Source organism: Palleronia rufa (assembly GCF_000743715.1).
GTDB classification, from domain to species: Bacteria; Pseudomonadota; Alphaproteobacteria; order Rhodobacterales; family Rhodobacteraceae; genus Palleronia; species Palleronia rufa.
Window position 1 is genome coordinate 18,602 of the sequence record NZ_JQEY01000013.1, and the last position, 25,528, is coordinate 44,129.

Sequence of the window (25,528 nt, forward strand, 5' to 3'; positions counted from 1 at the left end):
GCTCAATAGCCCCGTTCGCGGTCCACCAGGTGCAAGAGCGGCTCGCCCGCCAGACCCCGGCGGACGTTCTCCGCGATCACCCGCGCGGCGGAGGCGGGCCGCGTCGCGGAGGCGACGTGTGGGGTCACCGTAACCCCGGGATGGGCCCAGAACGGATGCTCGGGCGGCAGCGGCTCCTGGCGGAAGGTGTCGAGCGTGGCGTGGGCGACATGACCGGTTTCGAGCGCGGCCAGAAGGTCGCGATCCTCGATCAGCGCGCCGCGGCCGGGGTTCACGATGAAGGCGCCGGCCGGCAGATGGCCCAGGGCCGCGCTGTCGATCAGCCCTTCGGTCGCGTCGGTCAACGGCAGGAGCAGGACCAGGATCTCAGCCGCGCGCAGGGCGTCGCGCAGGCCCTCGGCGCCGGACAGGCAGCGGATCGCGGGCGCGTCCCTGGCGCTCCGCGACCAGCCGGTGACGCGGAACCCCAGGCCGGCGAGCGCCTGCGCCACCGCCAGTCCCAGCGCGCCCAGTCCCAGAACCGTCACCCCGCGGTCGGAGGCGAGCGGCGGCACCTCCGGCCGCCACGCGCCGTCGCGGGAGGCGCGCAGGGTCCGGTCGATCCCCAGATGATGGCGCAGAACGTGTCCCGTGACGTATTCGATCATGCCCGCCGTCAGTCCGGGGTCTACCATCCGCGTCAGCGGCTGGGTCAGGGTGTCGTTGTCCACGATCCCCTCGACCCCCGCCCAGATGCTCAGCACCGCGCGGGCGCCGGTGTAGGGCGAGAAATCCTGGTGTGGCCCCGCCGGGGCGCAGATGACGAAATCGACCTCTGCGGGTGGATGCCACTGGGCCAGATCCGCATCGATCCCGGCGTCGCGGAAGGCAGCCTCCAGAGGGGCCTGCCAATCCTCCCAGCGCGCGTCGCCCGCGGCGAACAGGACTTTCGTCATCGACCGCGCGGCCTGTGGACATGGGCCGATTGCGCAAGGCCGAAGGCGATCATCAGCACCAGCATGGCCGATCCGCCGTAGCTGACCAGCGGCAGGGGCACGCCGACGACCGGGGCAAGGCCCATGACCATCGCCATGTTCACGGAGAAGAACAGAAAGAACGTGGCCCCGACGCCCAGCGTCAGCAGCGATCCGAACCGGTCCCGGTTGGTGATCGCCGAAAACACGCAGAACGCCACGATGCCAACGTAAAGCGCCAGAAGCGACACCCCCCCGACGAAGCCGAATTCCTCTGCCAGGGTTGTGAAGATGAAGTCGGTCTGCTTTTCGGGCAGGAAGTTCAGCCGCGACTGGGTGCCTTGCATGAACCCGCGCCCCGTCCAGCCGCCCGATCCCAGGGCGATCTTGGACTGGGTGATGTGGTAACCCGCACCCAGCGGATCGCTGGCGGGGTCCAGGAAGGTGTCGATCCGCCGGTACTGGTAGTCCTTGAGAAGCTGCCAATCCGTCCCGCGGGACGACAGCACCGCCGACACCGCGCCGACACCCGCGCCCAGGACGACGATGAAGTACCACCAGGAGACGCCGGCCAGAAACATCACGATGCCGCCCCCGGCGATCAGCAGGATCGCGGTTCCAAGGTCGGGCTGCTTGAGGACCAGAAAGGTCGGCACCGCGATCAGGATCAGCGGCAGCAGCACCCAGAAGGGGCGGGAGACCTTGCCGATGTCGAGCCAGTCGTAATAGGCCGCAAGCATCATCACCAGCGCGATCTTCATCAGTTCCGACGGCTGGAGGCGGATGAACCCCAGGTCGATCCATCGCTGGGCCCCCATCCCCATGGAGCCTGCGACCTCTACCGCGACCAGGAGGGCCAGGGCGATGCCGTAGATGACGCCCGCCATGTTGCGCCAGAACCAGATCGGGACCATGGCGGTGGCGAACATCAGCACCGCACCGAGCGCGAAGCGCTTCATCTGCGGCTCTGCCCAGGGTTGCAGGGAGCCGCCGGCGACGGAAAACAGCATCCCGAAGCCCACCGCGGCCACGGCGCAGATCAGCAGAAACAGCGGCCAGTTGAGATAGAGGATCTTGACCAGACCCGTCGGCACCCGCTTGACGTTGTGTTCGAGATAGCTCATGCGCGGCTCCGTCCCGAACGCGAGGGGCGGAAATCCCGGCGCAGGTCAAGAGACGCGAAGAGGTCCTCGATCTCGCCGCGCTGGTCGGACGGATAGCTGTCCAGCGGCGGCAGCGATCCATTGAGCGCGAAAAGCAGGATGTCGCGCGCCACCGGGGCCGCGGCGGTCGATCCACCGCCGCCGTGCTCGACGATCACGCTGACCGCGTAGCGCGGGGCCGCGTAGGGCGCGAAGGCCACGAAAAGCGCATGGTCGCGCTCTTCCCATGGTACGTCCTGGTTCGACACCACGACCGAGCGGACCTGGCTTGTGCCGGTCTTGCCCGCCATGGTCCGACCGTCCAGATCGACGCGCGATCTGTAGGCCGTGCCCCGATTGGAGTTGACGACGGCATCCATGCCGTTGCGGACCAGCCGCAGGTGGTTCTCGTTCAGGTCCAGGGGCTCCGCGCCGACGACCGGCGTCTCCACCCCGTCCACGGAGCGGACCAGGCGCGGCTGGATCGACGTGCCGCTCGCCAGCCGCGCGGCCATCACCGCCAACTGCAACGGCGACGCCAGCACATAGCCCTGGCCGATCGCCGCGTTCAGGCTGTCGCCCACGCGCCATTCCTTGCCGTATCTTTCGGCGATCCAGCCCTTGTCCGGCATGACACCGGCGGTGACCGCGGACATCGGCAGGTCGAACTGTTGCCCGATGCCGAACTTGCGGGCCATCGCGGCGATCCGGTCGATGCCGACGCGCTGCGCCAGCTCATAGTAGTACACGTCGCAGCTTTGCTGGAGGCTTTTTTCCAGATTCACGTTGCCGTGGCCGCCGCGTTTCCAGCAGCGGAACCGGCGGTTGCCCAGCGTCACATATCCGCGGCAGTAGACGGTTTCGGCCGACGACAGCAGCCCCGCGTCGAGTGCCGCCAGGGCCACCAGCATCTTGAAGGTGGAGCCCGGCGGATACGCGCCCTGCACGGCCTTGTTGGCCAGGGGCCGGTAGATGTTGTTGGTCAGCTCACCGTAATCGGAGACGGAAATCCCGCGCACGAATTTGTTGGGATCGAAGGACGGTGCGTTGCCCACGGCCAGAAGGTCCCCGTTGCGCACGTCCATGACCACTGCGGCGGCAGACAGCCCCAGCGCCAGCCGCGCCTCGGTGAAGTTCTGCAGGCGGCTTTCCACGGTCAGCTGCAGATCCGCGCCGGGAATGCCGTCGTCGCGGCCCAGCTCGCGCATGACCCGACCGGCGGCGTTGACTTCGATCCGGCGGGCCCCCGCCTTGCCGCGCAGGTCGCGTTCGTATTTCTGCTCGACCCCGGTCTTGCCGATCTGGAACTTCGGGATCTGCAGCAGCGGATCGTCGTCGTCGAGCCGGGACAGGTCGTAGTCGGAGACCGGTCCGACATAGCCGATCACATGGGCGAAATCCTGGTCCAGAGGATAGTTACGGGTCAGGCCCACATCCGGCGTGATGCCGGGCAGGGCGGGCGCATTCACCGACACGGCGGCGATGTCCTCCCAGCTGCGGTTTTCGGTGACGGTGACGGGAACGAAGGGAGAGCGGCGGCCGATCTCTTTCAGCGCACGCTCCAGCTCCGTGTCGTCGATGAAGATGATCCGGCGGAGCCGGTCGAGCGCGTCCTCAACATCGCCCGCGTCCTCGCGCACGATGACGATGCGGTAGTTCTGCGCGTTCTCGGCCAGAGGCACGCCGTTGCGGTCGAAGACAAGGCCCCGCGCCGGGGCGATGAGGCGCATGTTGATGCGGTTTTCCTCGGCCAGAAAGCGGAACTCCTCGGCCTGCTCGACCTGCATCTGGCGCATCCGCCAGCCGAGCAGGCCGGCAACCCCCAGCTGCGCGCCGCCCAGCACCAGTGAGCGGCGGCCGATCAGGGCCAGCGATGCCTCGGTATCCTTCTGGTCACGCTTCATGCGCGCATCTCCCCGTCGCGTTCTGCCGGGCTGGCCGGTCGGATACCCAGGCCGAAGGCGGTGGCGGCCACGACCAGCGGATAGGCCAGAACACTGATGAGCAGCCGCAACCCGGTCGCCCCCACGGGCGGTTGCGGTACCAGCAAGATCCCCAGGATCAACGTCTGGCCCAGGTGCATGGCCAGAAGAACAAGGGACACCGTCAGCCATTCGATCGGAAAGGGCTGCCCGGCCGTGGCGTGATGGCGGCGCCGCAAGAAGTCCGCGCCAAGCACCGTCAGCAGGGTCCAGAGCCCCAGCGGCTGGACGAACACCACATCCGCGAAGAGACCTGTCAGCGCGATCAGCCAGACCGGCGCGTAATCGGGGCGGCGGAGCACCCAGGCGAAGGTCAGCAGCACCAGAAGATCCGGGGCGGGCCAGTTATCCTCGCCCACGTGATAGGGCAGGATCCGCACGAAGATCACCAGGAGCGCGAGGGCCGCGAAGAGCGCGCGAAAGCTCCAGCGGCGCAGGGTCAGCGGATCAACCATCGGCGGGCGTCTCCGGAAGGGCGACGGTCTGCGGCTCCCGCATCGGTGGGACCAGCCCGCCGGGATCGTCGATCGCGGCCTGCGGGGCAGAGCGCAGCACCCGGAGAAATTCCAGCCGTTCGTAATCCGCGGCCAGACGGACCCGCATCCGCCGGTCCGCGCCCAGCACCACCTGGCCGACCAGAAGGCCCGCGGGCAACATGCCGCCATCGCCGGAACTGACCACCCGATCGCCGGGGCGCACCTGCTCGCGCGTTTCCAGGAAGTCCAGGGGGGGCAGCTTGGCGTTGTCGCCGGCCAGGATCGCGCGCTGGCCTGAGGGCTGGATGGTGACGGGGACACGACTGTTGCTGTCGGTCAGCAGGATCACCCGGCTCGACGTGTCGCCGACGCCGGAAATCCGTCCGACAAGGCCCAGCCCGTCCGTTGTCGCCCAGCCGTCGCGGATGCCGTCGCGCCCACCGATGTTGAGAAGCACCGATTTGCGGAACGGGCCGCCCGCGTCGGCAAGCACCACCCCGGTGATGAAGGTCAGCTTGGGATCCAGCCGGACCTTGTTCAGGTCCAGCAGCTTGGCGTTTTCCTGTTCCAGTTGCAGGGCCGCCTCTTTCCAGGCCTTCATTTGCTGAAGCTCACGGCGCAGCTCCTGGTTCTGCTCGTAGATGCGGCTGTAGCTCTGGAAGTCCTCGACCATGCCGACGACCTTGGTCACCGGCAGCAGCGCCCAGTCCATGGGGGGCACCACCCGGTCGACGATCTGGGCGCGGAACCGCTCTGCCCGGGGGCTGTCGATCCGCCAGAACAGCAGGATCGCGACCAGCCCGACCAGGATGCAGCCCACCACGATCCGCCTGGCGGGCCGGGTGTATTCCTCGCTCGTCTGTCTGTTTCGCGCCATGGACATCCCCGGAGGCCGGGAGGGGTCAGCTGTCGTAATCTATCACATGCCGAAGCTGTTTTTCGTATTCCAGCGCCTTGCCCGTTCCCAGCGCCACACAATTCAGTGACTCGTCGGCGATAGAGACCGCAAGCCCCGTCTGCTCACGAAGGGCAAGATCGAGTTCTCCGAGCAACGCGCCGCCGCCCGTCAGCATCACACCGCGGTCGACAATGTCGGCGGCCAGGTCGGGGGGCGTGGTTTCCAGCGCGGTCATCACCGCCTCGCAGATTGCCTGCACCGGCTCGGACAGGGCCTCGGCGATCTGGGCCTGGTTGATCTCGATCTCCTTCGGGACGCCATTGACCAGGTCGCGGCCGCGGATCGACATGGCCGCGCCGCGTCCGTCGTCCGGCATCCGCGCGGTACCGATGGTGGTCTTGATCCGCTCGGCGGTCGCCTCGCCGATCAGCAGGTTCTGCTGGCGGCGCAGATAGGAGATGATGGCTTCGTCCATCCTGTCGCCGCCGACCCGCACGGAGCGCGCATAGACGATGTCGCCCAGGGACAGCACGGCGACCTCCGTCGTGCCGCCGCCGATATCCACCACCATCGAGCCGGTCGGATCGGTGATCGGCATTCCCGCCCCGATGGCCGCCGCGATGGGTTCCGCGATCAGCCCCGCCCTGCGTGCCCCGGCGCTGATCACAGACTGGCGGATCGCGCGCTTTTCCACCGGGGTGGCGCCGTGCGGGACACAGACGATGATCTTGGGCTTGGAGAAGGTCGTGCGCCTGTGCACCTTGCGGATGAAGTGCTTGATCATCTCTTCGGCCACGTCGAAATCGGCGATCACCCCCTCCCGCATGGGCCGGATCGCCTGGATCGAGCCGGGCGTGCGGCCCAGCATCAGCTTGGCGTCCTCGCCCACGGCCAGCACCTGCTTGCGCCCGTCCTTGATGTGATAGGCGACGACGGAGGGCTCATTCAGCACGATGCCGCGGCCCTTGATGTAGACGAGCGTGTTGGCCGTGCCGAGGTCGATGGCCATATCCGACGAAAAGATGCCGGTGAAGCTGCTCATGTAAGGGATCCCCGAGAATCTGTTCGCGCGACACCCCGTGCCGCGGGTCCGCGCCTTATAGCAGCCGCTCGCCCGGGGAAAAGGGGGCGCGGACAGCGAATTTCGGCTGAGCGTCCCGTGCGTCGGGGCCCGCCTTTTCCGGCGCGGACATGGCTATGGGTTGCGCCCGCTCCCGCCGGGGCGCGGCCGGTCGCCGCCGGTCCGGTTCCGTCGGCAGATCCGGTTCGCGTCGGTCCGGGTCTGTCCTGGACCGCTCTGATATCGGGATCGCGCCGCCCGGTTGCGCGGCCCCTTGTTCATGCAGGTCCCACAACGCGGACTGCGTCACCCTAGCGACGGGCCTTTTCCTCCAGGCCCGATTCACGCGCGCGGCGGTCCAGCTCTGTGCAGATGTCGGCCAGGGTCACGTCGCGTGCGGCGCACATCACCAGCAGATGATAGAGCACATCGGCCGCCTCGGCGGTCAGGCGCGCACGGTCGCCCCGCACGGCCTCTATCACCGCCTCGACGGCCTCTTCGCCGAATTTCTCGGCGGCTTTCTCCGGGCCTTTCGCCAGCAGCTTCGCGGTCCAGCTATCGTCCGGAGAGGCGTTTCTGCGGGCGTCTATGGTGGCGGCAAGGCGGGTCAGCGTGTCGTTCATGCGGGTCTCACCGGGATGCCGGCCGCGGCCATGTGGGCCTTGGCCTCCTGGATCGTGAAGTCGCCGAAGTGGAAGATCGACGCGGCCAGGACCGCACTTGCGCCGCCCTTGGTCACGCCCTCGACCAGATGGTCGAGCGTGCCGACCCCGCCGGACGCGATCACCGGCACCGGTACCGCGTCCGAGATGGCGCGGGTCAGCGGCAGGTTGAACCCCGCCCGCGTCCCGTCGCGGTCCATGGATGTCAGCAGGATTTCCCCCGCGCCCTTGGCCACCACGGTCCGGGCGAAGGCGACCGCGTCGATGCCGGTGGGCTTGCGGCCGCCATGGGTGAAGACCTCCCACCGGCCGGGGGCGACGGTCTTGGCGTCGATGGCGACCACGATGCATTGCGACCCGAACCGGTCGGCGGCGCGCGCCACCACATCCGGGTCGGCCACGGCGGCGGAATTGAACGACACCTTGTCGGCGCCCGCCAGAAGCAGCGCGCGCACGTCGTCGGCGCTGCGCACCCCGCCGCCGATGGTCAGCGGCATGAAACACTGCTCGGCCGTGCGGGTGGCCAGATCGAACATGGTGCCGCGGTTCTCATGGGTCGCGTGGATGTCCAGAAAGCACAGCTCATCCGCGCCGGCCGCGTCATAGGCGCGCGCGGCCTCCACCGGATCGCCCGCGTCGCGCAGGTCCACGAAGTTCACGCCCTTGACCACGCGCCCGTCGGCCACGTCGAGGCAGGGGATGATGCGGGTCTTCAGCATGGCCCCGCTCTATCGCGCGCCATGCGCAAGGGGAAGGGGAACCGCCGCCGGGCTCTGGCGCTTGGGTAGGGAAAGGGAGGACCGCTCATGAAATACGTCGCACTCGCCGCCTGTCTCGTCGCCACGCCCGCGCTCGCCGATTTCGAGAGGATGGAGGCCGAGGGTTCGGTGGACGACGCCTTCGCCCGTCTCGAAACCGCCGTCGAGGGCACCGGGGCGACCATCTTCGCCACCATCGACCACGGTCAGGGCGCGGTCGATGCCGGGATGGAGCTTGGAGCCTCCCGGCTTCTGATCTTCGGCAACCCGGACCTCGGCACGCCGGTGATGCAGGAGGACATGCTTGCCGGTCTGGTCCTGCCGCTGAAGATGCTGGTCTATAGCGATGGCGAACAGACCTGGGTCGCCTATGAAGAGGTCGAAGAGACGATCGACGATCTCGACGTGGATGACGACCTGGAGGTGCTGGACAAGATGGAAAGCGCGTTGGAGACCTTCGCCAAGGCGGCCGCGGGCGGCTAGGATCGCTTGCCCGCCCGGGGTCCGGGGACCTGCGGTCGGCCGGTCCGGGCGGTTGGTGCATCCGGAGGACAGATGTTCAAGTTCCGGAAGCTTCAGATGTATATCCACGCCCCCGAGACCGCCGGGGGCGTGGATTATTCCGACTACCGCCGGTGTGCGGAACCCGCTTGGTGCGACATGCCCCAGCCGCACCCCCGAGACCTGCCTGCCGCCAAGTCGCGGCTGCCCCACTACGCGGTGCCGTTTGACGTGCTTTGAATGCGCCGTTCCCGCACCGCGTGGATGCGCCGATAGCCCGTCCGACGTCGCGTGCCGGCGACAACGTCTATCGCCGCCCGAACCCCGTCACCACCCAGATGTGCCCGGTGACGCGCGCCGGGGTGATCCCCGGCCGGGTCGGGGTTTCACGCTGGCAACGATGCGCGCCTCAACGCTGCCGGACTGCCCGCGCAAAGAGTCCGGGCGGCGAGAGGTCCCGCCGCCCGTGTCCTGAAATCCGTCCGGCGGTCTAGAACCCCAGGCCCTTGTACTTGTTCTTGAACTTCGACACGCGCCCGCCGGTGTCCATGAGGCGGGTCGAGCCGCCCGTCCAGGCGGGGTGAACCGAAGGATCGATGTCGAGCGACATCTGATCGCCGTCCTTACCCCAGGTCGAGCGCATCTGCACCACATCGCCGTTGACCAGCTTGACGTCGACAACGTGGTAATCGGGATGAATGTCCTTTTTCATCGGCTCTCTCCTCAGGCCTGTGCGCCGCTGCCCGAAGGCGCGCGATAATTGGTCTTTTCGGCGATGCGGGCGGATTTCCCGCGGCGGGCGCGAAGATAGTAGAGCTTCGAGCGGCGGACCTTGCCGCGGCGCACGACGGTGATCGAATCGATATTGGTCGAAAACAGCGGGAACACCCGCTCGACCCCCTCACCGAAGCTGATCTTGCGCACCGTGAACGATCCGGCGATGCCCTTGCCGTTCTTGCGGCTGATGCACACGCCTTCGTAGTTCTGCACGCGGGTGCGGGTGCCCTCTGTCACCTTGTAGCCGACGCGGATGGTGTCGCCCGCCCTGAAATCGGGGATGTCCCGGTTGAGCTCTTCGATCTGCTCGGCTTCGATCTGTGCGATCAGGTCCATGCCTGTCACTCCTGTTCTGCCCGCGGTTTTCCCGCAGAGATGTCGTGGAACCTCAGAGCTCTCGGTCTTCGTCCGGGTCCATGCCACGCGATGCGCGATATGCCCGCCAGAGATCAGGTCGCCGCTCTTTCGTCAGCCTTTCGGCCCGGTCCCGCCGCCAGTCCTCTATCCTGCCGTGATGTCCCGAAAGAAGAACCTCGGGTATGTCGCGGCCGGACCAACGGGCAGGTTTCGTGTACTGGGGATGCTCCAGCAGGTGTCCGGAGAACGACTCCTCCTGCGTGCTGGCCTGATTCCCGAGCACGCGCGGTATAAGTCGGACGGTCGCGTCAATCAAGGCTTGCGCGGCGATCTCTCCGCCGGTCAGAACATAGTCCCCCAGGCTGATCTCCTCGACGTCATGGGCGTCGAGCACGCGCTGGTCCACCCCCTCGAACCGGCCGCAGAGCAACGTAAGGCCGCGCGCCCGCGACAGCCGCTCCGCTGCCGCCTGGTCGAAAGGCGTCCCGCGCGGGCTGAGGTAGATCACCGGCCAGTCGGCGCGGACCTGCGGCGTGGCGCGGGCAGCATGGCGAAGGGCGCGGTCCACGACGTCGGCACGCAGAACCATGCCGGCGCCGCCGCCCGCGGGGGTGTCGTCCACCGTGCGGTGGCGCCCCTCTCCGAAGCTGCGCAGGTCGATGGGGGTGAGGCGCCAGAGCCCCTCTTGCAGCGCCTTGCCGGTCAGGCTGAGGCCGAGCGTGCCGGGAAAGGCCTGCGGGAACAGGGTGACGACGCGGGCTTCCCATGCGCCGGCGACGGTGGGGCGCTCCTCCAGCAGGTCGCGCGGGCGGGCGGAGGGGGCGATCGACAGGCGTCCGTGGGACCGGGCGGGCGGATCAGCCATCGTCCGTGTCCGGCAGCAGACCGTCCGGCGGATCGGCGACGATCCGGCCGGACGCCAGGTCCACGGTCGGCACCATCGCGCGGGTGAACGGCACGAGGGCTGCCTCTGCCCGGCCGGGCAGCGCGATCTCCAGCAGCTCGCCGCCGCCTTGCTCGACCACCGCACTGACGGTGCCGATAGGGCTGCCACCGGTGTCCACGACGGTAAGACCGATGAGGTCCACGTGGTAGAACTCGTCCTCCTCCGGCTCGGGCAGCCGGTCCCGCGGCACATGCAGTCGCAGGCCCCTGAGCGCCTCGGCCTCCGCCCTGGTGCGGATACCCGAAAGCCGCGCCGCAAAGCCGTTCTTGACCTGCACACCAAGCGAAAGATCGAAGCTGCGGGCGCCGTCCTCGGTCAGGAGCGGGCCGTATGCGGCGATGTCGGAGGGCTCCGCGCAGAAGCTCTTGAGGCGCACCTCTCCGCGGGTCCCGTAGGCGCCGGCGACGGCGCCGATGCAGATGAGATCGGTCATGGGCGGCCCCTTCGGTGGGTGACGGCACGCAGCACGGGGAGTCCGTGCCCGCCCGATCCGCGGGGTGGGGCATAGCGGGCGAGGCTCATGCGCCCCCCGGGAGCGCGCGTGCGATGCGCCCGTTGTCCGCGGCGCCGATAGGGAACTTTCCGGACCGGAACCGACGGCCCCGGTCCGCCGGGTCGGTCACGAAGTCCAGCGCCTCCTGGAACGGGCGGACCGGGGTTTCGGTCACCGCGTCGAAGGCAGCACCGCGCACCAAGGCGGTGAAATCCGGGCGCCGGCCCTTCTGATAGGGCGCGGCGGCGGTGACGGTGGCGTGTCCGGCGAAAGCCTGGACGGGGCCTCCGTCCATCTCCGAACGCGACGGGTCGTAGATTACCCGGTCCCCGGGTACGCGCACCGCCGACTCGCGGCCATGGCCAGAGGCGACGGCACCCGCGTGCCGCGCCTCCAGCACCTGTTTTCGGTGAGCCACGGCGAGAAAGGACGCCATGCTACCGCTCCCAGAGGGGCAGATGGCCGCGGGGCGCATCCCACCCGGCACGGGCCAGTTCGGGGGTATCGTCCTCCGCCTCTGGCCAGCCGACGCAGAGATAGCCGACAAGACGCCAGGCATCGGGCAGGGCAAGGTCGCGCAGCAGGCGTTCGGGGTCGAGGATCGACACCCAGCCGACGCCCAGCCCATGCGTCCGGGCCGCCAGCCAGAACTGGGTGATCGCCGCGACAACGGAGTAGCGGCGCATCTCCGGCATGGTGCGCGCGCCGAGCCCGCTGCCCTTCGCGGTGCTGTCGTCGCAGCAGACGACGAGGTGCACGGGCGCCCGCTCCATTCCAGATAATTTCAAGCGGGCGTAGGCGGTTGCGCGCTCTTCCTCATAGCTTTCCAGAGCCTCGGCATTGGCGGCGCGGAAGTTCGCCAGGGCCGCCGCGCGGGCGGATCCGGAGGTCACGCGAACCACGCGCCAGGGCTCGGAAAGGCCCACGGAGGGGGCCGTCAGAAAGGCGTCGAGGCACTCCGACAGGAGTGCCTCGTCCACCGGATCGGTGCGAAAGGCGCGGACGTCGCGGCGCCAGTGCAGCAGCGCCGCGAAGTCGGACCGGAAGGCGTCGGAAAAGGTCCGCACCCCGCAGGTCACTGTTATTCCGCGGTTTCTTCCGCCGGAGTCTCGGCGGCCGGCGCATTGGCGGCTGCGGACGCGGCGGCGGCCTTGTCGGCGCGTTCCTTCGCGCGCTCTTCGGCCTTCTTGCCGGGCTTGGCCTTTTGCATGTTGGCGCGCTCCTTTTTCTCGATGACCCCGGCGGCTTCGAGGAAGCGGGACACCCGGTCGGTGGGCTGGGCGCCGTGGCCCAGCCAGTACTGCACGCGCTCCACGTCCATCTTCACCCGGTCCTCGCTGTCCTTGGGCAGAAGCGGATTGTAGGTGCCGAGCTTCTCGGCAAAGCGGCCGTCGCGGGCGTAGCGGCTGTCGGCGGCGACGATGGAATAGTGCGGACGCTTCTTGGAGCCGCCGCGGGACAGACGGATTTTCATGGCCATGTTATTGATCTCCTGAGATTTTACGATGGTTTTCTTTGACCTGATCGACGATCAGGCCGTGGATCTTCCGGGCGAATTCGGGGTCGAGACCCGCGTCCTTTGCCAGGGAGTCGATGCGGGCGCGCTGGGCGCTTTCGCGGTCGGCGTCGCGCGGGGGCAGACCTTCGGCGGCCTTGAGCGCGCCGACCCGGGCCGTCTGGCGGAACCGTTCGGCCAGGGTGTGGACGAGGATCGCGTCGAGCTGGTCGATGCGGTCGCGCAGGGCGGACAGATCGCTCATCGGGGCGGGTTTCCGGGATGAGCGTTCCGTCGGAGTTCCGTAAGAGTTCCGTAAGAGGTCTCCGCGCCCCGGTGACGGAACACGAGGTCCGCCGCCTCGGGGCGCGGCGCCTCCGGGTCCGGTTGCCCGCCCAGCCGGCGGGCCACCGCGGCAGAGGCCGGATTGTCGGCGCCGACGTAGCTGACCAGCGTTTCGGGCCGCACCGTGTCCAGGGTCCAGTCGAGCAGGGCGGCGGCCGCCTCTGCGGCGTAGCGGCGGCCCTCATGGCCGGGATAGGTCATCCAGCCGAGCTCCAGCTCCGGAAAGGACGGCAGGTCGTTGAGGCCGACCTGCCCGACGATCCCGCCGGCGCGGGTCTCGACCGTCAGGGCACCGGCGCCGGTCAGATCCCAGCCGCAGACGTCGGAGCAGAAGAAGCCCCAGGCGATGGCCAGCGGGTAGGGCCCGCCCATGTGGCGCGCGTGGGGCCCGGTCATGGCGTCGCGGTAGGGCGGCCAGTCGGCCAGCCGCATGGGCCTGAGGCGCAGGCGGTCCGTCTCGATCGTGGGGGCGGGAGCGGGGCGGGCGATGCGGGGAAATCCGGTCATGCGGCCCTCCCGGGGAGCGCGGGACAAGGCGCGGCCGTCCGCGCGGCCGCCGCCGCCGCCGGGCCGCGCCGGTCGCCCGGCGGGGTGGCGAGAGGCGGCCGCGCAACGCGGACGGCGCCGCGACGGCAATGGGTGCGGCGGCGGGTCATTTCTTCTTGCCGAAACCCGACAGGCCCGGCGGCAGGGACGCGCCGCCGCCGAACGGGTTCTGCCCGCCCAGGCCGGGCATCCCGCCCATGCCGCCGCCCATCTTGCCCATCTGGGCCTGTGCCGCGGCCATGTCCGCTTCTGACGGGCCGCCTTTGCCGAACATCGCGCCCATGGCCTTCTTGAGCATCCCGCCCTTGCCCATTTTCTTCATCATGTCGGACATTTGGCGGTGCATCTTGAGAAGCTTGTTGAGCTCGGACACTTCCAGGCCGGACCCTTTGGCGATGCGTTTCTTGCGGCTGGCCTGCAGCAGTTGCGGGTTGGCGCGCTCCTTCTTGGTCATCGACTGGATCAGCGCGATCTGCCGCTTGAGGATGCGGTCGTCGAAGCCTGCGTCCGAGACCTGCTTGGCCATCTTGCCCATGCCGGGCATCATCCCCATCACGCCCTCCATGCCGCCCATCTTGAGCATCTGCTCAAGCTGCATCCGAAGGTCGTTCATGTTGAACTGGCCCTTCTGGAAGCGCTTCATCATGCGCTCGGCCTGCTCGGCCTCGATGGTGGCTTGCGCCTTCTCGACCAGCGCCACGATATCGCCCATCCCGAGGATCCGGCCGGCGATGCGGCTGGCCTCGAAGGTTTCGAGCGCGTCCATCTTCTCGCCCAGGCCGACGAACTTGATCGGCTTGCCGGTGACGGCGCGCATGGACAGCGCCGCGCCGCCGCGCCCGTCGCCGTCCATCCGGGTCAGCACCACGCCGGTCACGCCGATCTTGTCGTCGAATTCGGTGGCGACGTTCACCGCGTCCTGTCCGGTCAGCCCGTCCACCACCAGCAGCGTCTCACGCGGGTTGGCCACGTCGCGCACCTCGGCCGCCTGGGCGATGAGGTCCGCGTCGATGTGCAGCCGCCCGGCGGTGTCGAGCAGATAGACGTCATAGCCGCCCATGGACGCCTGGGTGCGCGCGCGCCTGGCGATCTGGACCGGGGTTTCGCCCTTGAAGATGGGCAGGGTGTCGACGCCGATCTGGGTGCCCAGGATCTGCAGCTGCTCCATGGCGGCAGGGCGGCTGGTGTCGAGCGACGCCATCAGCACGCGCTTGCCGTCGCGGTCCTTGAGCCGTTTCGCCAGCTTGGCGGTGGTCGTGGTCTTGCCCGAGCCTTGCAGGCCGACCATCAGGATCGGCGCCGGCGGGCTGTCGACGCGCAGCGCGGCGCCGTCCTCGGCATCGCCGGAAAGGACATGGACAAGCTCGTCATGGACGATCTTGACGACCTGCTGGCCGGGGGTGACGGACCGGGTGACGGCCTGTCCGGTGGCCTTTTCCTGCACCGCCTTGACGAAATCGCGCGCCACGGTAAGGGAAACGTCCGCCTCCAGCAGCGCCACGCGGACCTCGCGCAGCGCGGTCTTCACGTCCTCGTCCGACAGCGCGCCCTGCTTGGTGAGGCGGTCGAAGACGCCGGACAGGCGTTCTGACAGATTCTCGAACATGGGCGGACCCCCGCGACTGGTGGCACCCCGCAGGGTGGGCGGCACAGAACGAACGCCCCCGTGGGCGAACGCTCGCTGACGGGGGGCGATCCCGGACGATCCGGGACCGGAAGCCTGGGACTCCCGGAATTGCGCGGTTAGCTAGGCGGCCGGGGCGGCGCTGTCAAGCCACGCGGCGGTCCAGGATCAGCAGGACCAGCGCGCCCAGTCCGAGTGCCGCGATATGGATCACGGGCGGGCCGACCAGCACCGCCTTGGCGGTGAAGCCCACGGCCATGGTGGCGATGAGCGCCAGCGCGGCCAGCGGCGCGGCGGCGGTCCACAGAAGGACCGCGGCCAGCGTCTCGACCGTGCCGGTGACGTAGCGCGGCCACTGCCCGAAGCCGAGCGCGTCGTAAAGGGCAACGGCGCCGGGCAGGCCCAGCAGTTTCTCCAGCCCGAACCACACGAAGGCCAGGCTGAGGACCGTGCGCAGGCCGAGGCGGAGAACGTTAGTCATCCGTCTGCGCGGCGGCGGTCACGCTGTCGAAGGCGTCGTCGCGCTGGCGGTCGAGATCGGCGGTGAGGGTCTCCAGCCGCTCCGAGACGCGGGAGAGTTCCTCGTCCACCTCGTCGTCCAGATCGGGATCCGCATCGTCGCGGAACGTGCCCGCCGCGCGGTCGCGGGCGGCGCGGATCCGGCCGGGGGCGAAGATCGCCGTCAGGGCGGCGGGGATGACCAGGGCGGCGGCGACACCGGCGGCGATCAGCGCGCCGGGAGAGATCCCCGGCGTGCTCTGCCGGGTGTGCAGATCCAGATTGTCGGTCAGGGCCTGGAGCCGGGCAAGGGTGCGGCGGATCTGCGTGTCGGTATCGTCGCCGTCCAGCACGTCCCTGGCGGTGTCGGCGATGCGTCCGGGCAGGGCGCGCGCGCGGTCGGGATAGATGGCGGCGGCGATGGCCGCCGGGATGAGCGTGGCGGCGGCGGCGATGGCAGCGTTGCGCGCGGTGGGGGTCATCGGACTCTCCATGTCATTTGCCGGGGCAATGCGCCACGGGGCGCAGAGGTTCCGGACCGGCCGCCGGCCGGATCGGCGCGGGGGGGTATGCCGGGGCGCGATTGCCCGGCGCCCGGGGCCCGGGGCCCTTTCCATCGCGGTCCGTGGCCTTGAGGCTGGAAGTGTGAACACGGCACGCGTAGAAGCGGGAAGATTGTTCGGAGGTGCACAGTCATGAGCATCGAGACATGGGACGAGGTGCGCACCGCCTATCAGGTGGCGCGGGTGGGCACGGTGAGCGGCGCGGCCGAGGTGCTGGGCGTCCATCACGCCACGGTGATCCGCCATATCGACGCGCTGGAGACGCAGCTGGGCGTGAAGCTCTTCCAGCGCCACGCGCGCGGCTACACGGCGACGGAGGCGGGCCAGGACCTGCTGCAGGTCGCCCGGGCCACCGACGACCAGTTCGCGCAATTGGCCGGGCGGCTCAGGGGCCAGGGCGAGGGCATGTCGGGGCCGCTGGTCGTCACCTACCTGGACGAGCTTTCGCCGATGATGACCCCGGCGCTGGTGCGGTTCCGCGCCCGCCACCCGGACCTTCTGGTGCGCGCGATCACCGGGGCACGGGTGTTCCGCCTGGAATACGGTGAGGCGCATCTGGCGGTCCGCGCCGGCGCCGCGCCGCAGGAGCCCGACAACGTCGTCCAGCCGCTCGGCGCGCTGCAGGTCGGGCTGTTTGCCGCCACGGCGTATCTGGACCGGCGCGGACGGCCCCGGACGGATGCCGATCTGGCCGCCCATGACTTCATCGGCCCCGAAACGCCGGAGAACCGCGCACCGTTCTACCAGTGGCTGGCCCGGTCGATCCCGCCCGAACGGGTCTGTTTCCGCGCGCGGGAAAGCCGCGTCCTGGCGGATGCGGTCCGCGCCGGCGCCGGGCTGGGATTCGTCTCGCTGGCCAGCGCCGCGCAGATGGACGGGGTCGAGGCGGTGATGCCCCCGCGAGAGGCCTGGGCGCCGCGCCTGTGGCTGGTCACCCATGTCGATCTGCACCGCAGCGCGAAGGTGCAGGCGCTGTTGGGGTTCCTCAAGGAAGAGGCGAAATCCTGGCCCTGACGCCCGGCGAATGGGCTGTTATTCCACGGTTTCGTCCCGTTGATGCAAAATCACAACATCCTTGACGTGACGGCGGATTTCCGCAGCTTTGCGTCACTGCGGGATTGCGCTTGGACCGCGCTGCCCGTAGACGGAATTAAAGCCGCTAACCTGATTGGAGAAGTCCCATGTCCTACCGTGCTGTCCTTGCCGCTGCCTCTTCGGCCGCCATCCTGTCCGCCCAGGTCGCCTCTGCCGGCGGCATCGCGCCGGCCGTGGATTGCGACGTGACCCCCGACGCGCCGCAGTGCGCGACGGTCGTGTTCGCCCCCGAAGCCGCGGGCGGTTCCGGTCTGTCCGGTCTGGGCACCGCGGGCACTGCCGCTGCCGTCGTCGGTGGCGTCGCCGCCCTGGCGCTGCTGGCCGCCGCCCTGGACGATGACGACGACGACTCGTCCTCTACCACGACCACCGAGTAACGCATCGCACCGGGATCAGGCGGCTCGCCCGGTCCCGGACGCGATAGGTCCCGCGGGACCGGCACGGGCCTCTTCGGGGGCCCTTTTGCCGTTCCGCCCCCGGCCCGGCCGGCAGGGGCCGTCAGTCGGCCCCGGGCAGGAGTCGCTGGGCCACCAGGAACCTCTCATAGGCATCCAGCTCCACGGGGTCGAACTGGCCGAAGCCCTGCATCCAGACCGACGCGCCGCGCAGGGCGTCGGGCTGCAGCTTGCACCAGACCACCCGTCCGCGCCGCTCCTGCTGGATCAGCCCGGCCCGGGTCAGCACGCCCAGATGCTTCGAGATCGCCGCCAGAGAGATGTCGAAAGGCTGGGCCACGTCGGTCACGGCCATGTCGTCCTCTAGCAGCAGGCGCAGGATCGCGCGGCGCGTCGGGTCGGCCAGCGCCTGGAACACGGTGTCGAGCGGATCGGGCGGGGGGCGCGGCGTCATGGCCGCGGGGTGCGCCGAAATCCCGCCCCGGTCAAGTCGTTCAACCGTTCCGTTGAATGTGGCCGGCGCGCGGGCCCCCACCGCGCGATCCGGTAAGGCATTGATCGACAACGAGTTTTGTCGCCTTGACCCGGTTTCGCCCCGCGCCTAGGGTCCGCGCAGCCGTCGAAGGGTCAATCCCATGGTGGACGAGGACACGCGCGCCCGGATGCGGGCGCTCGAGGAGAAGCTCGCCAGGCGAAAGCGCGCCGACGCGCCGACGCCGAAGACGGGGCAGGGCTATTCGGGGGCGGAACTCGCCTGGCGGATGGTGATCGAACTTGTTTCGGGCCTGGGGATCGGGTTCGGCATCGGATACGGCATCGACAGCCTCATGGGCACGATGCCGATCTTTCTGGTGCTGTTCGTGTTCCTGGGGTTCGCCGCGGGCATCAAGGTGATGATGAACACCGCAAAAAGCGTGTATCCGGGCGACGAGACGCCCGACGGGAAGTCCGGCGGCACCAGCGCCGGTGACGGGAAGAGGGACGGACATGGCTGAGACCGGAGCGGAAGCTGGCGCAGGGGGCGGCGGGCTGGAAATCAAGCCGATGGACCAGTTCGTGGTCCAGCCGCTGTTTTCGGACGGGCCTGTCGGCATGTTCACCGTGACCAATGCGACCCTGTGGATGGCACTTGCCGTGGCCTGCACCGCCTTGCTGCTGGTCATGGGCACCCGGGGCCGCGCGGTCGTCCCGTCCCGCGCCCAGTCGGTGGCCGAGCTGGCCTACGGTTTCGTCTACAAGATGGTCGAGGACGTGTCGGGCCGCGAGGGGCTGAAATACTTTCCCTATATCATGACGCTGTTCATGTTCATCCTGATGGCCAACAGCCTGGCGCTGCTGCCCATGTCCTTTGCGACCACCAGCCATATCGCGGTCACGGCGCTGCTGGCGGCCTTCGTGTTCTTCGGGGTCACGATCCTGGGGTTCGTGAAGCACGGGGCGGGGTTTCTGGGCCTCTTCTGGGTGTCGTCCGCGCCGCTGGCGCTGCGTCCGATCCTGGCGATCATCGAGCTGATCTCCTATTTCGTGCGCCCGGTGAGCCACTCCATCCGACTGGCCGGCAACATCATGGCCGGGCACGCGGTGTTCAAGGTCTTCGCGGGGTTCGCCGGCGCGCTGGGTCTGTTCGCTTTCGTGCCGATCCTGGCGATCACGGCGATCTACGCGCTGGAGGTGCTGGTGGCCTTCATCCAGGCCTATGTCTTCACGATCCTGACCTGCGTGTACCTCAAGGACGCGCTGCACCCGTCGCACTGACACCGGCGGGCCGCGCGCCCGCCTACTTACGCTGAACTTCCAATTCAAGGAGAGAGATCATGGAAGGCGATATCGCAAGCATGGGTCAATTCATCGGGGCGGGCCTTGCGGCCATCGGCTCCGGCGTTTCGGCCATCGGTGTGGGCCATGTGGCCGGCAACTTCCTGTCGGGAGCGCTGCGCAACCCGTCGGCCGCCGCGGGCCAGACCGCCACGCTGTTCATCGGCATCGCATTCGCCGAAGCCCTGGGGATCTTCTCGTTCCTCGTGGCGCTTCTGCTGATGTTCGCCGTCTGAGACCTGCCTGACCTCTCCGAGGCCGGGGGCATCGTCCCCGGCCGACCGATCCGCAAGGGGACGCGCGCATGGCGACCGAGACGACCGAATCCGTTCTGGGCGAGGGCGACGCCGCTGCCAGCGGGATGCCGCAGCTCGACTTCGCCACATATCCGAACCAGATCTTCTGGCTGCTGATCGCGCTGGTCGCGATCTACTTCCTGCTGAGCCGCGTGGCGCTGCCGCGCATCGGCGCGGTCCTGGCCGAACGGCAGGGGACGATCACCAACGATGTCGCCGCCGCCGAAGAGCTGAAGCTGAAGGCCGCGGAGGCCGAGCGCGCCTACGACAAGGCGCTGGCCGACGCCCGCGCCGAGGCGGCGCGCATCGCCGACGAGAACAAGGCCGCGCTGCAGGAGGATCTGGACAAGGCCATGGAGAAGGCCGATGCCGAGATCGCCGCGCAGCAGGAAGAAAGCGAGAGCCGCATCGCCGAGATCCGCGACCAGGCCGCCGCCAATGTCGAGCAGGTCGCGCGCGAGACCGCGGGCGCCATCGTCGCCGCCATGGGCGGCAACCCCGAGGAGGCCGACATGGATGCGGCCGTGTCCTCGAAGCTGGGAGGGCGCGCGTGATGCTGAGGCTGTTCGTGATCGCCGCCGCGGTTCCCGTCCCGGCGCTGGCCGCGACGGGGCCGTTCTTTTCGCTCAACAACACGGATTTCGTGGTCGCGCTGGCGTTCCTGATCTTCTTGGCCGTGCTGGTCTATTACAAGATCCCGCGTACGCTGATGGGAATGCTGGACAAGCGCGCCGAGGGCATCAAGGCCGATCTGGCCGAGGCGCGGGAATTGCGCGAGGAGGCGCAGACGCTGCTGGCCTCCTACGAGCGCAAGCAGAAGGAGGTGCAGTCCCAGGCAGACCGGATCGTGGCATCCGCCAGGGAGGACGCCGAGGCCCATGCCGAGAAGGCGCGCGAGGATCTGCAGCGCTCCGTCGAGCGCCGCGTCCAGGCCGCGCGCGAACAGATCGCCCAGGCCGAGGACGACGCCAAGCGCCGCGTCCGCAACCGGGCCGTGGAGGTCGCGGTGGCCGCCGCGCGCGACGTGCTGAGGACGCAGATGGACGGCGCCCGCCAGGACAGGTTGCTGGACAGTTCCATCGCGACGGTGCGCGAAAAGATGCACTGATCCGGCCCGCCGGCCGGACCGGACGGGGCCCGTGGCGGATGCCGCGGGCCTTTCTCCTGTGCCGGGACGGACCTCCGGGCCGGACATCCGCGCTCCTGCGGGGGACTATTCGGGGGGAAGATGAAAGAGGCAGCGTCGTCGGCCCCGGGGTCGCGCTGCCGCGCGGCGGACCGTGCAAGGGCCGCGGGGTGGGACGGGAAAGCGACCGGCGGGGGCGGGCATCCATTCCGGAACGCAGGACACGGGCGGCAGACGACTGCCGCCCACCCCCTTTAGAGGGCCTCGGAAAACCGCCTTGCCATGCGTGATTCCCATCAGGACGAACGCCTATGGCGTTTCCGACGCTCAGTCTTTGGTAAACTCCATCCGATAGATCACGTCCTCTCCGGTGGCCGGGTCGGTTCCGGGAGCTCCGCTGATGACCAGTCGGTCGCCATCGAGCGTGAAGGGACGGTCGAGCGCCCCCCGCCACTTCGGGTTCCAGGAGCCATCGACCTCGTGAATGACCCGGTTCCCCTCCAGACGGAAAGAGGCGACATAGGCGAGCATGTCGTCGAACAGCGCCGCTTTCTCCTCAATCGTCCATGACCGATCCTGCGGCGCGCGCCGATCGCGACGGAACACGGTTGCCATCATCCGTCCACAACGATGGTATGCGATGTAGCCGATCGGCGAGGGGCCCAAGGCGTCAGTGGTCTCTCCGGTCGATGTCGATGTCCGGGTCCACGCATCCATGCGCCACGATCCGATCAATGCCTCGATGTCAGCCATACATGCCTCCTTCGGCCAATGCCCATCCGGACCCTGCGCGTTTCCCGGCGCGACGACCAGCGCGCTGATCCACGGGACGATCGGCTTTGGACGACCTCTCGGCATCCGGGATGCCTGAGGCTCACGGTCATTGGCCCGCTACCGGGGGCAGGTCGGACCTTTCGCCGTTCTGTCGCCATGGGCGGAAAACAGAAGCCTGCCGACCTCTCGGTCGGCAGGCTGGTCGGACGCATGTCCGAGAGTGCGGAATGGCTCACGGGTGCGACCGGGCCCTTTCTTGATGCGTGCCGTCGTTCGCTAGGTGGTCGGGCGGATGACGATCTGCACGCGGCGGTTCTGCGCGCGGCCCTCCGGGGTCAGGTTCGAGGAGATCGGCCGGTTCTCACCGTAGCCGACGGTCCGCAGCCGCGCCGCCGGCACGCCGTTCTGGATCAGCGCGGAGGTCACGGACTGGGCGCGCCGTTCCGAAAGGTCCTGGTTGTAGGCGGCCGAGCCGGTGTTGTCGGTGTGGCCCTGGATCTCGACCGTGGAGGCGTTGTACTTGTTCAGCGACGCGGCCAGCAGGCGCAGGTCGCCGGAGAGGCCGGGGTTCAGGCTGGCGCTGTCGGTGGCGAAGAGGATGTCCTGCGGCATCCGCACGATCAGCTCTGACCCGGTGTTCTGGATCACGATGCCGTTGCCCAGCTGGGCGCGCAGTTCCGCCTCCTGCCGGTCGAGGAACGAGCCAACGGCGGCGCCCGATCCCGCGCCGAGCGCGGCACCGACCAGGATGTTGCGATTGCGGTCGCCCGCGTCTCCGTCGCTGTCGCGCGCGGCCCCCGCCAGGGCGCCCGCGACACCGCCCACGATCGCGCCCGTGCGGGTGCGGTTGGGATCGTTCATCGGATCGGTGCTGACGCAGGCGCTGAGGCCCAGTGTGCCGGCCAAGGCCAGCAGGAGCGGTGTCTTGGTGAAAGTCATGGTGTCCTCTGTCTGTTCGAGACGCACATCTCGGGCGCGAGGAATAGGGCATCGCGCGCCACCCCAAAAGCACATCCCCACGATGGGCGCTTTTCCGCCGGTGGCCCAAGGTGGCTCAGAACCCGGTGCGTGCCGCCTCGTCGGCCAGCAGCGCCCGTTTCACCGGCAGGCCCCAGTGGTATCCCCCGAGGCCACCGCTGGCGCGCAGCGCACGGTGGCAGGGCACCAGCCACGACACCGGGTTGCGCCCGACGGCGGTGCCCACAGCGCGGTGCGCCCGGGGGTGGCCGATGGCGCGGGCGATGTCGGAATAGGTGGTCACATGGCCGTCCGGGATCCTCAGGAGGGCCTCCCAGACCTTGATCTGGAACGGCCCGCCCATGAGGTGCAGCCGTGCCGCGCCGCCCCGGGCGAGTGCGGCGGCATGGGGGGCGATGGCGGCCGGGTCGCGGGTATACCGCGCCCTGGGCCAGCGCGCGGTGAGGTCTGTCAGGGCGGCCTCGGTGCCCACGGACTCCGAAAACGCCAGACCGGCGATGCCACGGGGACTGGCCATGAGGATCATCGGGCCGAACGGTCCCGGCACCTCGTCCCAGGTCAGGGCAAGCCCCGCGCCGCGGCGGGCGTAGTCGCCGGGGCTCATCGCCTCCCAGCGCAGGAACAGATCGTGCAGCCGGCCCGATCCCGACAGCCCCACCGCATCGGCCGTGGCCAGCGTGGTGTGGCGCGACTCCAGCAGCGCCTTGGCATGGCCCAGCGTCAGGTACTGCTGGAACCGCTTGGGCGACACGCCCGCCCAGCGCGAGAACAGGCGCTGGAAATGGGCCGGGCTGAGGCCCATCTCGGCGGCGATGTCCTCAAGGCTCAGGTCGCGGCCCCGGTCGAGCCGGTCGATGGCGCGGCGCATGAGCTGCCAGTGATAGCGGGTGTCGGGATCCGGTGTCATGTCCATGCCGTCGACCCTATTATGCGGCGCGCGCACGCGCGACCCGAAGCTTGCGCAATCGGGACCCGGCGACCGGCTTGCCAGGGGGCGACGCCGCGGGCAAGAGGGACCGCGATGGCCAAGCCGCTTCCATACCAGACCCAGGTCGAGGTCTTCCGACGCTTTCACGCCGCCGCGCCGGAGCCCGAAGGCGAGCTGGAGCACGTCAACGCCTATACGCTGGTGGTGGCCGTGGCCCTGTCGGCCCAGGCGACGGACGCGGGCGTGAACAAGGCCACGCGCGCGCTCTTCCAGGTGGCCGACACGCCGCAGAAGATGCTGGCGCTGGGAGAGGACGGGCTGACCGCGCATATCAAGACCATCGGCCTGTTCCGCCAGAAGGCGAAGAACGTCATCCGGCTCAGCCGGATCCTGGTCGACGAGCACGCCGGAGAGGTGCCCGCGTCGCGCGCCGCGCTGGAGGCGCTGCCGGGGGTGGGGCGCAAGACCGCCAACGTGGTGCTGAACATGTGGTGGCGGCATCCAGCGCAGGCCGTGGACACGCATATCTTTCGCGTCGGCAACCGCACCCGGATCGCGCCCGGCCGGGATGTGGTGGCGGTGGAGCGCGCGCTGGAGGACAACGTGCCGGCGCCCTACCAGCTTCATGCCCATCACTGGCTGATCCTGCACGGGCGCTACGTCTGCACCGCCCGCAAACCGAAATGCCCGGTCTGTCTGATCCGGGACCTGTGCCCCTATCCGGAGAAGACCGAATGACCAAGGTAATCGGCATCGGCAATGCCATCGTCGATGTGATCGCGCGGGCCGAGGATACGTTCCTCGACCACATGGGGATCGAGAAAGGGATCATGCAGCTGATCGAGCGCGAGCGGGCGGAACTGCTCTATGCCGCCATGGACGGCCGGGTGGAGACGCCCGGCGGGTCCGTCGCCAACACCATCGCCGGTCTGGGGCGTCTCGGGGTGGATGCGGCGTTCGTCGGCAAGGTCCGGGACGACGCGCTGGGCCGCGGCTATGCGCAGGGCATGGAGGCGGACGGGATCGGTTTTCCCAACCCGCCCGTGAAAGGCGCGCCGCTGCCCACCTCCCGCAGCATGATCTTCGTCTCCCCGGACGGCGAGCGCTCGATGAACACCTATCTCGGGGCCGGCGCGGATCTGGGCGCGGAGGACGTGGCGCCGGACACGTTCGCAGAGGGCGGGCTGGTGTTCCTCGAAGGGTATCTCTTCGACAAGGAGGAGGGCAAGTCGGCGTTCCGCCATGCCGCGCGGCTGATGCACGCGGCGGGCGGGCAGGCGGCGATCACCCTTTCGGACCCGTTCTGCACCGAGCGTCACCGCGACGATTTCCAGGCCCTCATCGCCGGTGAGATGGACGTGACGATCGGCAACCAGGAGGAATGGACGACGCTCTACGGGACCGACCTGGATGACGCGCTGGCCCGCGCGGCCCGGGCCTGCCGGACCGTGGTCTGCACCCGCTCCGGCGCCTCCGTCGTGATCGTCCGGGACGGCGCGCGGGTCGAGGTGCCGGTGAACCGGGTGGTGCCGGTGGATGCGACCGGGGCGGGAGATCAGTTCGCCGCCGGGTTCCTTTACGGGCTGGTCACGGGCCGCGACATGGAGACCGCGGGGCGCATGGGCGTGGCCTGCGCGGCAGAGGTGATCGGTCACATGGGACCGCGCCCAGAGGCCGACATGGCCGCGCGGTTCCGCGACATGGGACTGGTCTGACAGCGGCCGGCCGCATTCCGGTCCGGGCCGATGGCCTGTCGCCGGGTGCCCTGACAGCGTGCGCGGCAGGTTGGGTGGCGGCATCGCAGAGCCGGCGCGCCCGCCGGCCCGGGCGCCGATGGACGCCCCGCACGCGGACGCCGAAGGCTGGAGCCTTGCCCTCCGGCGCAGGCAAGGCGGAGCGTGGAGATCGGCGGCCCCATCGCCGCGACACGGCAGGCGGGGCTTCGCAAGGGTCGGCCCTGAGAAGGCCCGCGCGTGCTCCTGCGACCCCGGCACCTGTTCGCCGGGGCCGGCCGGACCCGATATTCCGCGCGGGGAAGAGCCCGA

General features: G+C 69.1%; 35 protein-coding genes. 11 read left to right on the forward strand and 24 right to left on the reverse strand.

Annotated elements, in window-relative coordinates; all coding sequences use genetic code 11:
- Positions 1 to 2: 2 nt before the first annotated feature.
- The 8 genes from KW83_RS14700 to hisF all read right to left on the reverse strand — a co-directional run bounded on the left by KW83_RS14700 (position 3) and on the right by hisF (position 7,892).
- Positions 3 to 935 (reverse strand): 2-hydroxyacid dehydrogenase, encoded by a 933-nt coding sequence (locus KW83_RS14700; RefSeq protein ID WP_036180419.1) that lies wholly within the window; start codon positions 933 to 935, stop codon positions 3 to 5.
- Positions 932 to 2,077: a rod shape-determining protein RodA gene (rodA, locus tag KW83_RS14705; protein WP_036180421.1), complete on the reverse strand. Its 1,146-nt coding sequence runs from the start codon at positions 2,075 to 2,077 to the stop codon at positions 932 to 934. The genes KW83_RS14700 and rodA overlap by 4 nt, the downstream gene beginning before the upstream one ends.
- The gene (mrdA, locus tag KW83_RS14710; protein ID WP_036180424.1) at positions 2,074 to 3,999 is read right to left on the reverse strand and encodes a penicillin-binding protein 2; all 1,926 of its coding nucleotides are present in this window, start codon (positions 3,997 to 3,999) and stop codon (positions 2,074 to 2,076) included. The genes rodA and mrdA overlap by 4 nt, the downstream gene beginning before the upstream one ends.
- Complete coding sequence (gene mreD, locus KW83_RS14715; protein WP_036180427.1) at positions 3,996 to 4,532, reverse strand: rod shape-determining protein MreD; 537 nt, start codon at positions 4,530 to 4,532, stop codon at positions 3,996 to 3,998. Before mreD ends, mrdA begins: the two co-directional genes overlap by 4 nt.
- Complete coding sequence (gene mreC, locus KW83_RS14720; protein ID WP_036180429.1) at positions 4,525 to 5,430, reverse strand: rod shape-determining protein MreC; 906 nt, start codon at positions 5,428 to 5,430, stop codon at positions 4,525 to 4,527. The genes mreD and mreC overlap by 8 nt, the downstream gene beginning before the upstream one ends.
- A gap of 25 nt (positions 5,431 to 5,455) precedes the next feature.
- A complete protein-coding gene (locus KW83_RS14725) occupies positions 5,456 to 6,493 on the reverse strand; it encodes a rod shape-determining protein (protein ID WP_036180431.1) in 1,038 nt (345 codons plus the stop codon).
- A 329-nt stretch (positions 6,494 to 6,822) separates the two neighbouring features.
- Positions 6,823 to 7,134, reverse strand: a complete 312-nt coding sequence (locus KW83_RS14730; RefSeq protein WP_036180434.1) for a phosphoribosyl-ATP diphosphatase — start codon at positions 7,132 to 7,134, stop codon at positions 6,823 to 6,825.
- A complete protein-coding gene (gene hisF / locus KW83_RS14735) occupies positions 7,131 to 7,892 on the reverse strand; it encodes an imidazole glycerol phosphate synthase subunit HisF (RefSeq protein ID WP_036180436.1) in 762 nt (253 codons plus the stop codon). The genes KW83_RS14730 and hisF overlap by 4 nt, the downstream gene beginning before the upstream one ends.
- 87 nt (positions 7,893 to 7,979) lie before the next feature.
- On the opposite strand from hisF, the gene KW83_RS14740 reads away from it, so the two are divergent.
- The gene (locus KW83_RS14740; RefSeq protein WP_036180437.1) at positions 7,980 to 8,414 is read left to right on the forward strand and encodes a DUF302 domain-containing protein; all 435 of its coding nucleotides are present in this window, start codon (positions 7,980 to 7,982) and stop codon (positions 8,412 to 8,414) included.
- Between the two features lie 72 nt (positions 8,415 to 8,486).
- Positions 8,487 to 8,672, forward strand: coding sequence for a hypothetical protein (locus tag KW83_RS14745; protein ID WP_036180439.1), 186 nt, complete (start codon positions 8,487 to 8,489; stop codon positions 8,670 to 8,672).
- 250 nt (positions 8,673 to 8,922) lie between these two features.
- Here KW83_RS14745 and rpmE read toward each other — a convergent pair whose 3' ends face one another.
- The 12 genes from rpmE to KW83_RS14805 all read right to left on the reverse strand — a co-directional run bounded on the left by rpmE (position 8,923) and on the right by KW83_RS14805 (position 15,995).
- Positions 8,923 to 9,144 carry a 50S ribosomal protein L31 gene (rpmE, locus tag KW83_RS14750; RefSeq protein ID WP_036180442.1) on the reverse strand — a complete coding sequence of 74 codons (222 nt, stop codon included), beginning with the start codon at positions 9,142 to 9,144 and terminating at the stop codon, positions 8,923 to 8,925.
- Positions 9,145 to 9,155: 11 nt separating this feature from the next.
- A complete protein-coding gene (gene rplS / locus KW83_RS14755) occupies positions 9,156 to 9,545 on the reverse strand; it encodes a 50S ribosomal protein L19 (protein ID WP_036180445.1) in 390 nt (129 codons plus the stop codon).
- A 52-nt stretch (positions 9,546 to 9,597) separates the two neighbouring features.
- Entirely contained in the window at positions 9,598 to 10,431 is an 834-nt protein-coding gene (trmD, locus tag KW83_RS14760; RefSeq protein WP_081904633.1) for a tRNA (guanosine(37)-N1)-methyltransferase TrmD, read from the reverse strand.
- Entirely contained in the window at positions 10,424 to 10,945 is a 522-nt protein-coding gene (gene rimM, locus KW83_RS14765; protein ID WP_036180448.1) for a ribosome maturation factor RimM, read from the reverse strand. The genes trmD and rimM overlap by 8 nt, the downstream gene beginning before the upstream one ends.
- Positions 10,946 to 11,030: 85 nt before the next feature.
- Positions 11,031 to 11,441, reverse strand: coding sequence for an EVE domain-containing protein (locus tag KW83_RS14770; protein WP_051928546.1), 411 nt, complete (start codon positions 11,439 to 11,441; stop codon positions 11,031 to 11,033).
- A gap of 1 nt (position 11,442) precedes the next feature.
- A complete protein-coding gene (gene bluB / locus KW83_RS14775) occupies positions 11,443 to 12,072 on the reverse strand; it encodes a 5,6-dimethylbenzimidazole synthase (protein ID WP_036180598.1) in 630 nt (209 codons plus the stop codon).
- A gap of 14 nt (positions 12,073 to 12,086) precedes the next feature.
- Positions 12,087 to 12,485, reverse strand: a complete 399-nt coding sequence (gene rpsP, locus KW83_RS14780) for a 30S ribosomal protein S16 (protein ID WP_036180451.1) — start codon at positions 12,483 to 12,485, stop codon at positions 12,087 to 12,089.
- 1 nt (position 12,486) lies between these two features.
- Entirely contained in the window at positions 12,487 to 12,765 is a 279-nt protein-coding gene (locus KW83_RS14785) for a chorismate mutase (RefSeq protein ID WP_036180453.1), read from the reverse strand.
- On the reverse strand, positions 12,762 to 13,352 hold the full coding sequence (locus KW83_RS14790; protein WP_051928547.1) for a GNAT family N-acetyltransferase: 591 nt from the start codon (positions 13,350 to 13,352) through the stop codon (positions 12,762 to 12,764). Before KW83_RS14790 ends, KW83_RS14785 begins: the two co-directional genes overlap by 4 nt.
- A gap of 145 nt (positions 13,353 to 13,497) precedes the next feature.
- Positions 13,498 to 14,997, reverse strand: coding sequence for a signal recognition particle protein (gene ffh, locus KW83_RS14795; protein ID WP_036180455.1), 1,500 nt, complete (start codon positions 14,995 to 14,997; stop codon positions 13,498 to 13,500).
- A 163-nt stretch (positions 14,998 to 15,160) separates the two neighbouring features.
- Positions 15,161 to 15,496 carry a DoxX family protein gene (locus KW83_RS14800; protein WP_036180456.1) on the reverse strand — a complete coding sequence of 112 codons (336 nt, stop codon included), beginning with the start codon at positions 15,494 to 15,496 and terminating at the stop codon, positions 15,161 to 15,163.
- Entirely contained in the window at positions 15,489 to 15,995 is a 507-nt protein-coding gene (locus tag KW83_RS14805; protein ID WP_036180458.1) for a hypothetical protein, read from the reverse strand. The genes KW83_RS14800 and KW83_RS14805 overlap by 8 nt, the downstream gene beginning before the upstream one ends.
- Positions 15,996 to 16,214: 219 nt before the next feature.
- On the opposite strand from KW83_RS14805, the gene KW83_RS14810 reads away from it, so the two are divergent.
- Both KW83_RS14810 and KW83_RS14815 read left to right on the forward strand, forming a co-directional pair.
- Positions 16,215 to 17,090: a LysR family transcriptional regulator gene (locus tag KW83_RS14810; protein WP_036180603.1), complete on the forward strand. Its 876-nt coding sequence runs from the start codon at positions 16,215 to 16,217 to the stop codon at positions 17,088 to 17,090.
- A 167-nt stretch (positions 17,091 to 17,257) separates the two neighbouring features.
- Positions 17,258 to 17,548 carry a hypothetical protein gene (locus tag KW83_RS14815; protein ID WP_036180460.1) on the forward strand — a complete coding sequence of 97 codons (291 nt, stop codon included), beginning with the start codon at positions 17,258 to 17,260 and terminating at the stop codon, positions 17,546 to 17,548.
- A 121-nt stretch (positions 17,549 to 17,669) separates the two neighbouring features.
- Here the strand turns inward: KW83_RS14815 and KW83_RS14820 are convergent, their stop codons facing one another.
- Positions 17,670 to 18,020 (reverse strand): ArsR/SmtB family transcription factor, encoded by a 351-nt coding sequence (locus KW83_RS14820; RefSeq protein WP_036180606.1) that lies wholly within the window; start codon positions 18,018 to 18,020, stop codon positions 17,670 to 17,672.
- Positions 18,021 to 18,201: 181 nt separating this feature from the next.
- Between KW83_RS14820 and KW83_RS14825 the strand changes: the two genes are divergently transcribed.
- The 5 genes from KW83_RS14825 to KW83_RS14845 all read left to right on the forward strand — a co-directional run bounded on the left by KW83_RS14825 (position 18,202) and on the right by KW83_RS14845 (position 20,785).
- Entirely contained in the window at positions 18,202 to 18,561 is a 360-nt protein-coding gene (locus KW83_RS14825; protein WP_036180463.1) for an AtpZ/AtpI family protein, read from the forward strand.
- Complete coding sequence (locus KW83_RS14830) at positions 18,554 to 19,321, forward strand: F0F1 ATP synthase subunit A (protein ID WP_036180467.1); 768 nt, start codon at positions 18,554 to 18,556, stop codon at positions 19,319 to 19,321. The genes KW83_RS14825 and KW83_RS14830 overlap by 8 nt, the downstream gene beginning before the upstream one ends.
- Before the next feature lie 59 nt (positions 19,322 to 19,380).
- A complete protein-coding gene (locus KW83_RS14835) occupies positions 19,381 to 19,617 on the forward strand; it encodes a F0F1 ATP synthase subunit C (RefSeq protein WP_036180469.1) in 237 nt (78 codons plus the stop codon).
- Between the two features lie 68 nt (positions 19,618 to 19,685).
- Positions 19,686 to 20,231, forward strand: a complete 546-nt coding sequence (locus KW83_RS14840; RefSeq protein WP_036180471.1) for a F0F1 ATP synthase subunit B' — start codon at positions 19,686 to 19,688, stop codon at positions 20,229 to 20,231.
- Entirely contained in the window at positions 20,231 to 20,785 is a 555-nt protein-coding gene (locus KW83_RS14845) for a F0F1 ATP synthase subunit B (protein WP_036180473.1), read from the forward strand. Before KW83_RS14840 ends, KW83_RS14845 begins: the two co-directional genes overlap by 1 nt.
- Positions 20,786 to 21,130: 345 nt before the next feature.
- On the opposite strand, the gene KW83_RS14850 is transcribed toward KW83_RS14845, so the two are convergent.
- The 3 genes from KW83_RS14850 to KW83_RS14860 all read right to left on the reverse strand — a co-directional run bounded on the left by KW83_RS14850 (position 21,131) and on the right by KW83_RS14860 (position 23,423).
- Complete coding sequence (locus KW83_RS14850) at positions 21,131 to 21,556, reverse strand: lipocalin-like domain-containing protein (RefSeq protein WP_036180475.1); 426 nt, start codon at positions 21,554 to 21,556, stop codon at positions 21,131 to 21,133.
- A gap of 297 nt (positions 21,557 to 21,853) precedes the next feature.
- Entirely contained in the window at positions 21,854 to 22,516 is a 663-nt protein-coding gene (locus KW83_RS14855; protein ID WP_036180477.1) for an OmpA family protein, read from the reverse strand.
- A 115-nt stretch (positions 22,517 to 22,631) separates the two neighbouring features.
- Complete coding sequence (locus tag KW83_RS14860; protein WP_407667876.1) at positions 22,632 to 23,423, reverse strand: methylated-DNA--[protein]-cysteine S-methyltransferase; 792 nt, start codon at positions 23,421 to 23,423, stop codon at positions 22,632 to 22,634.
- A 153-nt stretch (positions 23,424 to 23,576) separates the two neighbouring features.
- Here KW83_RS14860 and nth point away from each other — a divergent pair, with 153 nt between their 5' ends.
- Both nth and KW83_RS14870 read left to right on the forward strand, forming a co-directional pair.
- Positions 23,577 to 24,221 (forward strand): endonuclease III, encoded by a 645-nt coding sequence (gene nth / locus KW83_RS14865; RefSeq protein ID WP_036180482.1) that lies wholly within the window; start codon positions 23,577 to 23,579, stop codon positions 24,219 to 24,221.
- Positions 24,218 to 25,198 (forward strand): adenosine kinase, encoded by a 981-nt coding sequence (locus KW83_RS14870; RefSeq protein WP_036180485.1) that lies wholly within the window; start codon positions 24,218 to 24,220, stop codon positions 25,196 to 25,198. The genes nth and KW83_RS14870 overlap by 4 nt, the downstream gene beginning before the upstream one ends.
- The last annotated feature ends 330 nt before the right edge of the window (positions 25,199 to 25,528 follow it).

Coding starts and splice junctions, on each gene's coding strand:
- KW83_RS14700 (WP_036180419.1), bottom strand. CDS start 935: ATGACGAAAGTCCTGTTCGCCGCGGGCGACGCGCGCTGGGAGGATTGG.
- rodA (WP_036180421.1), bottom strand. CDS start 2,077: ATGAGCTATCTCGAACACAACGTCAAGCGGGTGCCGACGGGTCTGGTC.
- mrdA (WP_036180424.1), bottom strand. CDS start 3,999: ATGAAGCGTGACCAGAAGGATACCGAGGCATCGCTGGCCCTGATCGGC.
- mreD (WP_036180427.1), bottom strand. CDS start 4,532: ATGGTTGATCCGCTGACCCTGCGCCGCTGGAGCTTTCGCGCGCTCTTC.
- mreC (WP_036180429.1), bottom strand. CDS start 5,430: ATGGCGCGAAACAGACAGACGAGCGAGGAATACACCCGGCCCGCCAGG.
- KW83_RS14725 (WP_036180431.1), bottom strand. CDS start 6,493: ATGAGCAGCTTCACCGGCATCTTTTCGTCGGATATGGCCATCGACCTC.
- KW83_RS14730 (WP_036180434.1), bottom strand. CDS start 7,134: ATGAACGACACGCTGACCCGCCTTGCCGCCACCATAGACGCCCGCAGA.
- hisF (WP_036180436.1), bottom strand. CDS start 7,892: ATGCTGAAGACCCGCATCATCCCCTGCCTCGACGTGGCCGACGGGCGC.
- KW83_RS14740 (WP_036180437.1), top strand. CDS start 7,980: ATGAAATACGTCGCACTCGCCGCCTGTCTCGTCGCCACGCCCGCGCTC.
- KW83_RS14745 (WP_036180439.1), top strand. CDS start 8,487: ATGTTCAAGTTCCGGAAGCTTCAGATGTATATCCACGCCCCCGAGACC.
- rpmE (WP_036180442.1), bottom strand. CDS start 9,144: ATGAAAAAGGACATTCATCCCGATTACCACGTTGTCGACGTCAAGCTG.
- rplS (WP_036180445.1), bottom strand. CDS start 9,545: ATGGACCTGATCGCACAGATCGAAGCCGAGCAGATCGAAGAGCTCAAC.
- trmD (WP_081904633.1), bottom strand. CDS start 10,431: ATGGCTGATCCGCCCGCCCGGTCCCACGGACGCCTGTCGATCGCCCCC.
- rimM (WP_036180448.1), bottom strand. CDS start 10,945: ATGACCGATCTCATCTGCATCGGCGCCGTCGCCGGCGCCTACGGGACC.
- KW83_RS14770 (WP_051928546.1), bottom strand. CDS start 11,441: ATGGCGTCCTTTCTCGCCGTGGCTCACCGAAAACAGGTGCTGGAGGCG.
- rpsP (WP_036180451.1), bottom strand. CDS start 12,485: ATGGCCATGAAAATCCGTCTGTCCCGCGGCGGCTCCAAGAAGCGTCCG.
- KW83_RS14785 (WP_036180453.1), bottom strand. CDS start 12,765: ATGAGCGATCTGTCCGCCCTGCGCGACCGCATCGACCAGCTCGACGCG.
- KW83_RS14790 (WP_051928547.1), bottom strand. CDS start 13,352: ATGACCGGATTTCCCCGCATCGCCCGCCCCGCTCCCGCCCCCACGATC.
- ffh (WP_036180455.1), bottom strand. CDS start 14,997: ATGTTCGAGAATCTGTCAGAACGCCTGTCCGGCGTCTTCGACCGCCTC.
- KW83_RS14800 (WP_036180456.1), bottom strand. CDS start 15,496: ATGACTAACGTTCTCCGCCTCGGCCTGCGCACGGTCCTCAGCCTGGCC.
- KW83_RS14805 (WP_036180458.1), bottom strand. CDS start 15,995: ATGACCCCCACCGCGCGCAACGCTGCCATCGCCGCCGCCGCCACGCTC.
- KW83_RS14815 (WP_036180460.1), top strand. CDS start 17,258: ATGTCCTACCGTGCTGTCCTTGCCGCTGCCTCTTCGGCCGCCATCCTG.
- KW83_RS14820 (WP_036180606.1), bottom strand. CDS start 18,020: ATGACGCCGCGCCCCCCGCCCGATCCGCTCGACACCGTGTTCCAGGCG.
- KW83_RS14825 (WP_036180463.1), top strand. CDS start 18,202: ATGGTGGACGAGGACACGCGCGCCCGGATGCGGGCGCTCGAGGAGAAG.
- KW83_RS14830 (WP_036180467.1), top strand. CDS start 18,554: ATGGCTGAGACCGGAGCGGAAGCTGGCGCAGGGGGCGGCGGGCTGGAA.
- KW83_RS14835 (WP_036180469.1), top strand. CDS start 19,381: ATGGAAGGCGATATCGCAAGCATGGGTCAATTCATCGGGGCGGGCCTT.
- KW83_RS14840 (WP_036180471.1), top strand. CDS start 19,686: ATGGCGACCGAGACGACCGAATCCGTTCTGGGCGAGGGCGACGCCGCT.
- KW83_RS14845 (WP_036180473.1), top strand. CDS start 20,231: ATGCTGAGGCTGTTCGTGATCGCCGCCGCGGTTCCCGTCCCGGCGCTG.
- KW83_RS14850 (WP_036180475.1), bottom strand. CDS start 21,556: ATGGCTGACATCGAGGCATTGATCGGATCGTGGCGCATGGATGCGTGG.
- KW83_RS14855 (WP_036180477.1), bottom strand. CDS start 22,516: ATGACTTTCACCAAGACACCGCTCCTGCTGGCCTTGGCCGGCACACTG.
- KW83_RS14860 (WP_407667876.1), bottom strand. CDS start 23,423: ATGCGCCGCGCCATCGACCGGCTCGACCGGGGCCGCGACCTGAGCCTT.
- nth (WP_036180482.1), top strand. CDS start 23,577: ATGGCCAAGCCGCTTCCATACCAGACCCAGGTCGAGGTCTTCCGACGC.
- KW83_RS14870 (WP_036180485.1), top strand. CDS start 24,218: ATGACCAAGGTAATCGGCATCGGCAATGCCATCGTCGATGTGATCGCG.